Raw genomic sequence first — 13,456 nt, 5'->3', positions numbered from 1 at the left:
CTTCTATAAAGTTGTATAATTCCAACTGCCGTTTTCAGGTTCACATACCTGTACCATATTTGGATCTGAAAGGTTAATTTGTATAATATTTGGACTGGTTATAGGTTGTAAATCTTCTCGATTTACAATAAACTTGAATGCTTCAAAGCTTGCTAGAATCCCAACAATATTTGCAACAGGAGATAGTACAGCCCATGGGCGATCTTTTTTCACATAGCTATTCGCCCACTGTTCATCTGCACCATGTTTGATAGAATACAGGGCCCGTCCATCTTTTAAACTATGAATTCTATTTTGCATTTCAGGCGTCAGTTCTTGTTGATAAGAAGGATATCCTAATGCAATTTCATAAGGGACAGATTCAGGGGTTAATGACATTACCCCACCTCTAAAAGGAGGAGTAACAGCAATCCAGATAGAAGGGATTCCTAAAGCTTGAGCCGTACGGTGAATAATAACCCTTGCGACCAAATTATCAGTAGCATCTATAATGATATCTGTATTTGCTAGCAGATCTTTTGCGTTATTTTCTGTAACAAACTCTTGTGTGATCTTTACTTGTAGTAAAAGATTAATGTCTTTTAAGGTTTCTAGAGCCACAAGTGCCTTTGACTTCCCTAAATTACTTATAGAGCTAAGCATTTGTCGATTAATATTACTCGCTTCAAAAACATCCTGATCAATCACATGAAGATTTCCTATCCCCATTCGTGCCAACTGGATAAGTGTAATCCCCCCTACTCCTCCAGCACCCACTACAGTAACACGGGCATTCTTTAATTTCTTCTGTTCTTCTATAGAAATTACACCAATATTTCGTGTAAAGCTCTCTTCATATATATTTTGTGTATTTAAATTTTCAGTGAACAAATTTGCTTCCCCCTTATAATGTTGCATAATCCCAACCGTTTTCTGGTGCTTCTTTTACCTGGACAGGAGTAAGACTATCTACATCTATAACTATGCCCTTTGGTGCTCTAGCTAAAGGTTCACGACCTGTTAGCACTTGAATTGCTTCATGAAAACTAAAAAGTGATAAAAGATGAGCACGCATAGGGGTAATAATCCACCCTACTTTTCCATCGCAAAAATCTTGTGCCCAATCTTCTGGTGCTCCTTTTTCGACTGAATACCATGCTCTTTTTTTCTTGACATCAGTAATTTGTTGCCTTAGTTTAGGATCTGTTAATTTTGAACCTACAATCGACACATTCAATGCCTCCTCATAAGGAATTCCAGTTGGATAGAATGTAGAAACAAATCCTCTTGTAGGTGGACTGCCTGACATCCCTACACTCGGTATACCTAATTCCCTAGCTGTTCTATGTATAATTACCCTGGAAGGCATATCATCGACAGCTTCTACCACAATATCGTGTCCGTTTATCAGTTCCATTACATTGTCTTCATCTACTTTTGCTTGTAAGAAGTTTGTTGAAATATAGGGATGTATATCTTTTACTACCTGTTCTGCAACTTTTGCTTTTGGTGTTCCCACCACACTAGAAAGGGCTAACATTTGTCTGTTTATATTAGATATTTCAAATTCATCTGGATCGACCCCTGTAATATGCCCAATCCCCATCCTAGAAAAGAGGATTGCTTCGTAACCTCCTACTCCCCCTAACCCAAAGATAATTACTCTTTTATTCCTAAGACATTCTTGTTCCGCTTTTGAATAAACACCAATATTCTTTTTTACCATTTCCCAGTAATAGGAATCCATATCCATTTCAAAACCTCCTGTATATGTAATAATTATTTTGAAAAAGACTAGCTATATAAAATAATCATTACATATAACAATAAGATTGAAATATGTTATTTTTGTGAGTTATCTGTAAAAAGAAATAAAATTTTCAAGTTATTTATCTTTTGGGTTCTAATGCTGGAGATAAAAGACTTTGAATCTCTTGAGCAAATAGTTGTAATTCATCAGATACAGAAATAGACATACCAAAACGCCATCCTTCCCTATTGCCATTGCACCGTTAGATTGTAAATAGTACCAACTTCTATTTTTTGTAACCAATTTGTTTTCATTGATCCATTTGCATTTAAGTAGTACCAATTGTTATTTTCTTTCAACCATCCAGTAGACATAGCGCCGTTATTATCAAAGTAATACGTTTTTCCATTCATAGTATTAAATTTTGTAGCATTGGGACCTTTTTCATAAAAGTAATACCATTTTCCATTGATATTTTCCAATCTTTAACCATCATTCCATCTTCGTTACATTGTAGATATCATTACACATCTAGTAGCTTAAGAAATTAATTGTCCCAAAAATGAAAAATATAAGTCAAATTCTCATTAATAACTGTAAAAAGATAGTGTTTTCGTTATTAAAACTTTTTAGCAGAACCTGTTAACCTTCGAAAATCATCGATGCCATCTTTTATTTTTTAATAATTCTGATATATCGTAGACAAATTTCGACAATATATGCTATATTTTACCCAAGCATCAAATGGTTAGAATCTTTAAATTAATTTGGTAGTAAATAAAATATTTGTTTGAAATTTATCCCATCTTGATGCTGTTTGTGAAGTAGCTCTATATTCAACTAGAGAGGAGGAAATGTAAAAAGGTATAAGAATGATTAACCATTATGAATATGCATTACATCAACTGTTTCGGATGATTCAGAAGGATTTTAGACAGTGGCTTCTAATTAAATTCAGTGATTAGAGTAGATTGATTGTTTTTACTTTATTACTAGCAAATGATGTTAGCGCTTTCGCCATAAAGGAAGATGTTGGAAATGATGCAATTGTTTATGTATCGTATATTTGGAAAAATTTATCATGATGATTTTTTAAAGAGGACTTATATAGAAAGAAGAGTTTTATATATAAGTAATATGAATTCTGGATAAACTCAGCTAAGTTCTGTTGTAACTATCGATTAAATTCATTTCATTTAGGAGGAGTAATATGAAATTAATATCAAAGATAGTAATGATTGCGTTAATTGTATTAAGTACATTTGCATTCAACTTGGGTGGACAATTTGATAAGGGTTATCTTTCTGGCTCAAAAGCATATGCGGATGTAATCAAGGCACTCCCACAAAATGCGTCAAATATAGAGTTAGAGTCTGCTCCTGTGTATGACTACGACACAGACGGGTGTTATGCGACTGCAGCAATTTCTCCAGATGGCACGACTAACCCTGGTCTAAGTTTGGGCGGTTCGCTGAGCGGTAACTGTAGAGATCTTCGCCAACTAGAAAATTCAAACACTTATTCTCGGGCCAAATCAAATAATGGTTGGACTGCAATTATGTATGCGAGTTACTTTGAGAAAGATCAAATGACTCCCAACGCTGCTGTGGGTGGACATCGACATGACTGGGAACACACAATAGTTTGGGTTAAAGATGGTCAGGTTCAATATGTAACTTATTCAGCACATGGTAACTGGTACACTAATCCTCGCTCAAGCGTCAGATTCGATGGAAAACACCCGAAAATTGTATACCATAAGGACGGCTGGGGGACACATGCTTTTCGCCTAGCTAATAGCAATGACGAGCCGCCAGAAAACCATTATCACCAGTGGCTCCATCTACCAATGGTTGGTTGGAATGGCTATCCAAGCCTAGCTATTCGAGAAAAACTAATGACTACGAACTTTGGATCTGCAACAATTGAAATCAAAGATGGAAATTTTGAAAAATCCCTTGAGGAAGCAAAGCCACCTATTAGCTTTGACCCTTACGCACCGGAACTGGAAGATGGTGGTACTTACCAAATAGTTTCTACTTTAAATAATAGTAGTGTCGTTGACTTAAATCAAGCAGATGGAAATGTTCTGCTGTGGCAAAATGGCAACGCTAATAATCAAAAATGGAAGCTAGTATATGATTCAAATAAAAATGCATATCAATTTAAAAGTGTCACAAATGAAAATTTAATATTAGCCTGGAATGATTCTAATGGTTCCAATAATGTAGTTGCTACATCTAATCAAAATAAGGAAGAGCAATATTGGATACCAACAGAAGCAGGAAATGGATATTATTATGTAAGGAATAAGAAGGATCCAAACAAAGTGTTAGATGTAAGTGGTTCTGGTACTGCAAATGGAACAAATGTTACAGTATATAATTTCCATGGTGGTAATAATCAAAAATTCAAATTATCTAATGTAACAGGAAATTTAACAAGAGAGATAGATTCACTTTATCGTGCGCAGCCTGGTCAAAGCAGCAGGTCAAGTGATAATTTTTCACTTGATCATCTTGCGGCAGGTACCAAAGTACGAGTTGTTTTGGAAGGAGAAGGTGCTACCTCTTTGTCATTTGGTGTTGCAAAAGATATACGTAATGGTTCAGACCGTGGGATTTGGTCAAATGTTAGAGATGGTTCTATTCTAACGATTCCTTCAGGAGATGATAGAAAGAATTTGTATATCGCAGGCCCTCCTAGTGGATATACTTCTAACGGTACATTTAAAGTGAAATTCTACGCTCTTCCAAACTAAAAAATATTATAACGTTTCTATTCCTTTTATATTAATCTAATTAGAAAAGGAGTATGCATATTTCAAAAGTTTTTTTCGGCTTGCTCGATTGGATTAACTATATTAATAGGAAATATAGTATTCTGTTGCAAAGTTTTTTTTATGAAATAAAAAGGTGAGATTGAGTACAGCTGAAAAACCGAAGTCTGAGCTATGACTTCGGTTTTTCAGCGTATAATGAATTACAACAATTATTAACGATTGCATAAAATCCATTTGCAATCATACCAACTTTTTCTCTGTTAAGAAACTTTGTAACAGAGCCCTTTTTCTTCTAAAAAAACAACTTTCCACTTTTCCAAATAAAAATCCTCCTTTAGGGGTCACCATACATACCTATCAACTTAAGAAAAGTAAACACCCCAAAACAAAAAAACGACCGACTTCACAAAATAACTAACTGTAGAGAAAGAAAACTTTAGCTTGATGGGCATGGGGTCCTCCCGCATGCCCATCAAGCTAACCAAGTAAATTACTAGATACGAAATGATCCTTGTTTCAAAACTAGCAAGTGATAAAAAAGTAGGCATGCTAAATAAGCCTATTAAAACGCTATTTTTTCGCTAGGCAGCTTGTCTATGCTTCACCGTCGTTTTATACACAATCCCTAGAATATCAAAGACGGTCATCTTCTTATGTCTATGCGGGAGGACCCCTTATATGAAATCTTGTATAATATCGTATTGAATTTAAGTATGCCTAAATGGACTGCACATATGGTAGCTACGTTATTTTCTCTTGGTAGTGCCTATCAAGCTTTTGTAAATTTTTTTGTATAACACGCAACAAAAAGGTCGCCACTCACGGCGACCTTTTTACTATTTTACTTCTACCGTATAATTCCCTGTTCCCCCGCCATACTGATACACATGTAAATAATACTTTCCTGGATACGTGTAATAACTTCCTACTAACTTATTTCCCTCTTGCTGTGCATACGTAACATAATTATTTAAATCTGCTTCCGAATAAAGTACCCAATTTACTCCGATATTATTTTCCTTCGTTACATTAATTTGCAGGTTTTTCGCTGTTTCCACATTTATTTCAAAGAAATCACTCGTATCACCATTTCCCAAACTAGCACGTAAAACTTGATTGAATTGCAGTTTATTTGCTGTCTGGAATGAATTATTTGGTTCTTTTTCTATACTATTATCTTCTTTCTTTTGAACCGTTACATTCGTTGTAACAGTATTCGTTAATCCTTTGTCATCTGTTACTGTTAATTTTGCTGTATACGTTCCTTCTTTTGTATACACGTGAGTCGGATTTTGTTCATTACTTACCGTACCATCGCCAAACTCCCATTTATAAGAAACAATTTTCCCATCTTCATCTTTTGATCCATCGCTTTTAAACGAAATTGCTTCATTTACATTTCCGCTATATGGACCATTTATAACCGCAAGTGGTGCTTTATTCACAGCACCTTCTTCTGTATTGATACCATGGAATATAACATCATATTCAAATTGTCCTGCTGCATTTACACGATAATTTACGAAGTATGCTGTTACTGTTTTATAGCCTGTCCATTCTTTCGCACTTAAACGTTTTAACGTATCATTCACGTTTTGTGTAATTGTCTTCCAGTCTTCATATTCTCCTTTTGCAGTAGTACCTGTGTATGTTCCTTGTAGTGTAAATGTATGAAAGAACTGTGATTTATTTTTCTTAACTGATACATTATTTAATTTTGCTTCTGCTGTAATTTCTGCCGCAATATCTGAAACTGGTTTCGGTGCGTGAGTTGCTAAATAATCATCTGATACTAACGGAACATTATATTTCTCACGGTTATCTACTAACATTTGCATATAATCTTGATATTCTTTATTTAAATTCGCATCTTTACTTAAAGCAGAGCGGTATGCATCATATGCTGTTACATCATTTTTCCTAATAAGATCATGAATTTTGTCAAACATATCATATCTCTTATTGTACATGTACGATTGTAAAGCGAAGGAATAATTATAGAAATCCCACGTTCCATACTTTGCGTTTAACGTTCTCTCTGCTGTATAACGTTCTGCTGGATTTGAAGATATTCCTCCTATAATGCTCTTTCTCGGTACAACATTATCTGTTCTCGTTGCCCCTGCAAAAAACTCTGCATTTCCTTCTTCAAACCAAGATAATCTCTCATTCTCATACATCTTCCCTTGTCCCCAAAGTCCTGGCACTTCATATCTACCTTGTAAGTAATGTGTGAACTCATGTCGGAACAATTCTTCTAAACTATAAATACTTTCTTCTGGCGTACGTTCATAAGTAAAGAACGTACCTGTTCCTTCTATATAAAGACCGCCGTTATTCGTTTCATACCCGTATAATTGACGGTTAAATTGATATTCAGCTGGGCTATTATAAATAACCATCGTTAATACATCATCAGGATTGCCTTTTTCTAACGGCTGGTCACTTTCAACCGTACGATGGAATTGTGCCTTCACTTCTTTTGCCGCCCAATATAGACGTTTTACTTTTTCTTCTGTCACCTTATCTCCAGCTTTTAACACAATTGCTCCATCATCAAACGTATACGTTTTCGGTAAATATTTTTTCTTACCATCTTCTCTTATTTGATCTAGATCAACCACTTTACCATTCGCATCTTTCCCGCCATAATTCGTCGCAATTTGCTCAGCAGCTACGAAATATTGCTCACCTAAATACGGATAGATTTTCATGGCATCTGTTACAACTTGTAATCCTTTCGTTCCTGTACTATGGAACGTACCAAGTCTACCTGTATAATAAATACCATTATTAATTAACCAACCATTTTTCGCTGTCACCGTTCCAATTAAGGCAAAACGACTTAATTCATTAATATAGCTATCAATTTTTTGATACCATATTGTATCTTTCGGTGCTTTTCTCGTATCGTATAAATACGATTGAATATCGTAATCAACACCTTGCATAATATCGTAAATCGCATTTCCGGCTGATAGATTGTCTACCAATGTAGAAAAATTATCATTATACTGTTTAAAAATCTTTGCAGCTGATGTTATCGTTTCCACATCACTCGAAGCATTTCCTATTAATTTTCCGTATGATGATACAACTCTATTTTGTTCTAACGTACCGAGTTTGAAATTCGGGTTATTCGCAATCGTTTTTAATGCAGGTAAGCACTTATCATGATAGCTCCGCTCATTTAGTTTACTTAATTCTGTATGATAAAATCCTAAATAAAATCCTGATCGTAATACTTCTACTAAAGTTTCAATCCCTTTGGAATCATCTTTCGTATAAGCTTGTCCTTGCTGCTTCAATTTATCAATAATTGCCTGCATCCTACTATCATTTTGATAGAATGCAAGGCTATCCTTATTAAATTGAAATAGACCCGTAATTTGCTCCCAATCAATTGTTACAAGTAAATCTACTAACTGCTGATTGCTTAATTGATTTAATTCAGCAATTGTATAAGTTTTCGCTGCAGCTAATTGCTTACTTTCTTTTTTCACTTCAGGCGGTCTTTGCGACAAATCAGCAAATTGCAGCCTTTTCTCAAAAGACTTATTTTCAAGCACTTTTGATGAATGAGCTAATTCTTGCACTGGCAGTTGTACACCAACTGGCTCCATTTTGAGCACATTCCGATAAGAAGCTTGCTCTCCCTTTGTACTTTCTGCCAATGTGCTCCCTTGAAAACTCCCTAACATAAAACTAGCAAAACTTACCCCTACTAACACTTTTTTTGAATAGCCTTTCATGCTCTCCCCTACCTTACATTTTTTAGTGTCCCTCACCATTATTTTACTATTCTTACTTTTTATTCTGTATTGAGAAAAAACAAGGGAACGTTCACACATGTATCCATGCCTAGCAAAATTAACACTTGACTTTATGTGAATTTTACATCAAAAAAAAGATAGATAATAGCGAAATTCCTGCTACATCTATCCCCGTTTTCAACGCTATGATTTTAACTTTATAAACGTAATTTCCGGTAATGTTTGCATATACTGAATCAATTCATTTTTTTCTTCTAATGATATATTTTTCAGCTGCATCCTTACCTTATAAACAGTTTCTGCTCCTTGCTGTAAAGCTTCCACTTCATATGAAAGTGTTGGAATGCCTTTCACTTGTAGCGTTTTTACTATTTCTTGTACCACTTCATGTTTATTTATATGTATTTGCACTGTTATGTTTTGAGGAAATAAAAATTGCACCTTAAAAATACGGCTCACAATCTCTAAACCAATTAAAACGAGAATCGTCGCTCCAATTCCTACTACATACATGCCAGCCCCAATTGCTAATCCAATTCCTGCTGTAGCCCATAAACCAGCCGCTGTCGTTAATCCTTTCACCGCCTGCTTTTGAATAATAATTGTACCTGCACCTAAAAACCCTACTCCACTAACAACTTGCGCTGCAATACGGCTCGGATCAAGAGCCATATGTTCTTCATTCATAATATCTGAAAAAGCATATTTCGAAACCACCATTATTAAAGCACTTCCTACCGCTACTAGGAAATGTGTTTTTAATCCTGCCTCTTTTGATCGAATTTCCCTTTCAATACCAATTATTGCTCCTAACAAACCCGCAACACCGATTTTTATAATAAAATCAATATTTACACTCACGAGCCCTTCCCCCTTTCGTTCATTATAGATAGATAAAACAAAAATTATCACACACATCGATTTATTGATATGAAGGAATTTTACTAAAATACACTTAATACCTAGGACGTTTTATGTTAATATTTTAAATATTAACATAAAATAAATAACTTCTAATTTTAAACATCCACTCATTTTCTTGAAAAAACAAAGGTGGATTACATGAAATAAGGTTGAGAAAGTATCGAAAACGCTTTCATTTTGTTTTGTAATTTTTTATACATTCTACATAAATAAAGGAGCTTGCTAACAATGAACGTCTCTTTGATTACACCTACTACCGATTTACAAGACGAATACTTAGATTTTTATAACGAATGGAAAGATAGCGGTGAAACGATGATTCCGTGGGTTATTACAAAAGACCCTTCTAACTTCCCCGCTATGGTACAAGAACTACTCGATGCACATAACGGAATAAATCTTCCTGAATCTTGGGTACCAGATTCTACGTATTGGCTCGTTACAGATCATAATAGAATTGTAGGCGCTGTTAATATACGTCATAGTTTAACCGAACATTTATTTAACGCTGGCGGTCATATCGGTTATGGCATTCGCCCTTCTGAAAGAAGAAAAGGTTATGCTACGAAGTTATTAGAATTATCTCTAGAAAAAACGAAGGAATTAAACATCGAGAAAGTACTTGTCGTTTGTGACGAAGTGAATACAGCTTCTGAAAAAACAATTTTACATAACGGTGGGCTTCGTGATGATGATTTCACTGAGGAAGATGGGAATGTAGTAAGAAGGTTTTGGATTGAGCTATGAAGAAGTCCACCAATAAACATACTCTTGTTATAGAGAAGTATAGTAGAAGTAATGAGCTACAAGTAAAACAACTTATTGATTTATATAATGAAGAATCGTATCTATTTCACTTATTACGAGAGAATAAAACTAAATGTGCGTATGCTGCCTACTATAAAAAAGATGTAGTAGGTATCTTTTTCGCCTGGGGGAGTACCTTCCATCCATACTGCACATACTTTCGAATATATACGAATCCTTTCTATTCAGAGCTACACATTGAAAAATTTTTATTAAACGAGATTTCAAAAAGAGAAAACTTCAAACTACCATTACAAACCTCTATATGGGAAACATCAGCTCATTTAAAAGCGTTTTTTGAAGAACATAATTTTACGGAAATCCGAAGAACATATATGCCAATATTAGACGTACCAAAAATCATAACTATCGATACAATGCTTCATTCAAATTATGCTGTACAAAGTTTATCAAACATTTCATCCAATACTAGCTTCTTTGAAAAACTAGCCTACGTAGTAAAAATGAATTATGAAGATACTCACTTAGCAAACCCAGTTGCCTCATTCCCGCTCGAAGCTTGGAAAGAACAGATCTTAGCTGATGATGTGTTACTAGATGGGAGCTTTGTAATAATAGATGAAGAGACTGAAATTATTGCGTACTCTTTCCTCCATACATCAGAAAAGGATAATACAGTAGAACTAGGATGGTGCGGGACTCACAATACAGAAAATGTATCCTTACTGAAACTTCTCGTTTTCAAACAAGCTATGTATGCAAATACACACGGTTATTCTTTCATTCAAGGTGAATTCGATTCAACAAGTATATATGCAATGGAGATATTAAAATCCTTTCCTTTCAATCCTTGTGCTACCTGGATTACGTATCAAAAAGAAATCGGAAGGTAATTATACACCTTCCGATTTCTTTTATGCTGTTTCTATTTCAAACTGTACTGTAATACCACTCGGGTCTACTACAGTAAATCCATTTAAAATCTCATTTATTCCATGCTGTTTTTCTATTAATCTTTCTTTCACTTCATCTAACGCCTCTTTATGCGGTAATACAATTGTATACACTTTAAGTCCAGTAGCATGTGCGGGTGGGTGCGGATTATTTACTCCGTTCCACGTATTTGCTCCTATATGGTGATGATATCCTCCTGCAGAAATGAATAAGCAGTCATCTTCGCGTTGCTGTACTTCAAAGCCTACTGTATCTACATAAAATTCATATGACTCCTCTACATCGGCTATCCGTAAATGCACGTGTCCAACGACAGTATTAGCAGGTAATCCATCAAATTCATAATTAACAAGCGTTGCTAGTTCTTTTAAATCAAGCGGGGTACTTCCTCCTGGCCCTTCTCCCCATTGATCGCGCGGACGATCCGCATAAATTTCAATACCATTTCCCTCTAAGTCTTGTAAATAAAACGCTTCGCTATACGTATGATCGCTTGCGCTATTAAACCTTGAAATTGGTAAAATTTCATTTGAATATGTATAACGTCCCTCTTGCTCAGCCGGACTATCAATTACATTCTTATTACGAATCACACCAAATAATGCCGAAGCAAATGCCTCACGAGTCGGAACTAAAAAGGCTACATGATATATACCAGTCGTACGCGGCTCTTGCAGTACCCCGTCCTCTAACTTTTCAAGAACAAGTAACGTGTTCTTTCCACCTTTTCCAGATAAATACGCTTTATTCCCCTCTTGCTTAATTACTTCTAAACCTACAACATTCTCGTAAAAAGCAATTTGACGTTCTAAATCTAACACCTTAAATTCAACATGACCAATACGTGTTTTTGGATGAATTTGTACCATGAATAACTTCCTCCCCAGTTTCCTTTTATTTTTATATAAGTTGATGGACAATAGCCACATTCAACGAACATACATTAATTTTGTTTTTTTGTAGCATCAACTTTCAGCCATTTTTTTGATATTTCGCTTAATGTCCCATCTTGTTCTAATTCTTTCAACGCTTTATTTATATCTTCTAACTTTTCGCTCTTTTTGGCAAATGGAAATGCAATCTCTCCCCATTTAAGTGGACCAAATCCTACTTTCACATTATCTAAATCTGCCTTTTTAATTGTTGTTTCTACTTGTACTTTATCATTATAGTAAGCATCTACACGACCAAGTCCTACTTCATTCAATTCTGCTGTTGGATCTTCTGAGAACGTTTTAATTGTAAAAGCATTATTTTTATTTAAAGCTTTTAATTCTTGTTCCCCGGCTGTACCAAGCCCAACGCCTACAGTCTTTCCTTTTAGATCTTCTAGTGATTTAATTGTATTATTATCCTTCTTCACTGCGAAAACAGATCCCGAATATACATATGGGATTGAAAAATCATATTTCTTTTTTCTTTCCGGAGAAACGGATAATTCATTCGCAATTGTATCAATACGATCTGAGTCTAATAAACCGAATAATCCTTCAAAATCAGAAACATTCCATTCAACTTTATATCCAGCTTTTTTAGCAGCTGCTTCAATAATTTCAGCATCAAAACCTTTTACTTTCTCACCCTCTTTAAAAATAAATGGACTACGCCCTGCAGACGTCCCAACTTTCACTACTTTTTCATCTGTTTTTTTGCTCGCTGTATCTGAATCACAAGCAGATAAAAGCCCAAACGATACTGTTAATGCCAATGTTAGTAATAATGATGTTTTCCTCATAATTTTTCCTCCTAAATAACGAAATGATTGCCTTCTTCTGAAGCATTCAATTGTCGTAAAAACTTTTTCGTACGCTCATTTTGTGGATTCCGAAAAATTTCTTCCGGTGTTCCCTGCTCTACAATAATGCCATCAGCCATAAATATAATATGGTCTGCTACTTCTTTTGCGAAATTCATTTCATGTGTGACAATAACCATCGTTACATGCTGCCTTGCCAAATCCTTAATGACTTGCAATACCTCGTTCACTAATTCTGGATCAAGTGCAGAAGTCGGTTCATCAAACAATAATACAGCGGGATTTAAGGCCATTGCCCTAGCAATACCTATTCTTTGTTGTTGCCCACCTGATAACATCGTTGGGTAGAAATTTTCTTTTTCAGCTAAACCTACTTGTTTTAATATTTCTCTTGCTATTTTTTTTGCTTCTTCTTCACTTTTTTTCTGTACAACTGTTAATGGAGTTGTAATATTTTGCAATGATGTTTTATTTTTAAATAAATTATAGTTTTGAAAAACCATTGCTGTTTTTTGGCGTAATTTTATTATTTCCTTTTTATAAAGCTTCTTCGCATGAATCTCTAAATCTTCAATTCTAATACTTCCATCCTCTGGGTGTTCTAATAAATTTAAACATCTTAATAGTGTCGATTTACCTGAACCAGAAGGTCCAATAATGACTACTACCTCCCCTTTACCGACAGTAAGTGAGATTCCTTTTAGTACTTCATTTTGTTTGTAAGACTTATACAAATCTCTTACCTCAATCACACATATCACCTCATTTCT

Annotated in this window: 11 protein-coding genes; 3 read left to right on the top strand and 8 right to left on the bottom strand. The window is 34.9% G+C overall.

The genetic code is table 11. From position 1 onward, the window contains the following. Positions 1 to 3: 3 nt before the first annotated feature. From AC0NJG_RS12345 to AC0NJG_RS12335, 3 genes are all read right to left on the bottom strand, one after another. Entirely contained in the window at positions 4 to 897 is an 894-nt protein-coding gene (locus AC0NJG_RS12345; protein ID WP_373605210.1) for a HesA/MoeB/ThiF family protein, read from the bottom strand. Beyond that, complete coding sequence (locus AC0NJG_RS12340; protein ID WP_474063105.1) at positions 884 to 1,732, bottom strand: HesA/MoeB/ThiF family protein; 849 nt, start codon at positions 1,730 to 1,732, stop codon at positions 884 to 886. The genes AC0NJG_RS12345 and AC0NJG_RS12340 overlap by 14 nt, the downstream gene beginning before the upstream one ends. 242 nt (positions 1,733 to 1,974) lie before the next feature. Beyond that, a complete protein-coding gene (locus AC0NJG_RS12335) occupies positions 1,975 to 2,142 on the bottom strand; it encodes a hypothetical protein (protein ID WP_373408463.1) in 168 nt (55 codons plus the stop codon). A gap of 797 nt (positions 2,143 to 2,939) precedes the next feature. Between AC0NJG_RS12335 and AC0NJG_RS12330 the strand changes: the two genes are divergently transcribed. Further along, positions 2,940 to 4,490: an NPP1 family protein gene (locus AC0NJG_RS12330; RefSeq protein WP_474063104.1), complete on the top strand. Its 1,551-nt coding sequence runs from the start codon at positions 2,940 to 2,942 to the stop codon at positions 4,488 to 4,490. 857 nt (positions 4,491 to 5,347) lie between these two features. On the opposite strand, the gene colA is transcribed toward AC0NJG_RS12330, so the two are convergent. Together colA and AC0NJG_RS12320 are read right to left on the bottom strand one after the other, a co-directional pair. Further along, the gene (gene colA, locus AC0NJG_RS12325) at positions 5,348 to 8,263 is read right to left on the bottom strand and encodes a collagenase ColA (protein WP_087954686.1); all 2,916 of its coding nucleotides are present in this window, start codon (positions 8,261 to 8,263) and stop codon (positions 5,348 to 5,350) included. A 204-nt stretch (positions 8,264 to 8,467) separates the two neighbouring features. Beyond that, positions 8,468 to 9,145 (bottom strand): MgtC/SapB family protein, encoded by a 678-nt coding sequence (locus AC0NJG_RS12320; protein WP_474063103.1) that lies wholly within the window; start codon positions 9,143 to 9,145, stop codon positions 8,468 to 8,470. A 291-nt stretch (positions 9,146 to 9,436) separates the two neighbouring features. On the opposite strand from AC0NJG_RS12320, the gene AC0NJG_RS12315 reads away from it, so the two are divergent. Next, positions 9,437 to 9,955, top strand: coding sequence for a GNAT family N-acetyltransferase (locus AC0NJG_RS12315; RefSeq protein ID WP_087954684.1), 519 nt, complete (start codon positions 9,437 to 9,439; stop codon positions 9,953 to 9,955). After that, positions 9,952 to 10,869, top strand: a complete 918-nt coding sequence (locus AC0NJG_RS12310; RefSeq protein WP_474063102.1) for a GNAT family acetyltransferase — start codon at positions 9,952 to 9,954, stop codon at positions 10,867 to 10,869. The genes AC0NJG_RS12315 and AC0NJG_RS12310 overlap by 4 nt, the downstream gene beginning before the upstream one ends. 21 nt (positions 10,870 to 10,890) lie before the next feature. On the opposite strand, the gene AC0NJG_RS12305 is transcribed toward AC0NJG_RS12310, so the two are convergent. The 3 genes from AC0NJG_RS12305 to AC0NJG_RS12295 form a co-directional block, all read right to left on the bottom strand. Continuing rightward, positions 10,891 to 11,799: a VOC family protein gene (locus AC0NJG_RS12305; RefSeq protein ID WP_087954682.1), complete on the bottom strand. Its 909-nt coding sequence runs from the start codon at positions 11,797 to 11,799 to the stop codon at positions 10,891 to 10,893. Positions 11,800 to 11,873: 74 nt separating this feature from the next. After that, positions 11,874 to 12,665, bottom strand: coding sequence for an amino acid ABC transporter substrate-binding protein (locus AC0NJG_RS12300; RefSeq protein ID WP_087954681.1), 792 nt, complete (start codon positions 12,663 to 12,665; stop codon positions 11,874 to 11,876). Positions 12,666 to 12,676: 11 nt separating this feature from the next. Next, positions 12,677 to 13,438, bottom strand: a complete 762-nt coding sequence (locus AC0NJG_RS12295; RefSeq protein ID WP_173602117.1) for an amino acid ABC transporter ATP-binding protein — start codon at positions 13,436 to 13,438, stop codon at positions 12,677 to 12,679. Positions 13,439 to 13,456: the final 18 nt, after the last annotated feature.

Source organism: Bacillus sp. SSR7 (genome assembly GCF_055902415.1).
This window is presented reverse-complemented; position numbering and strand designations above follow the sequence as displayed.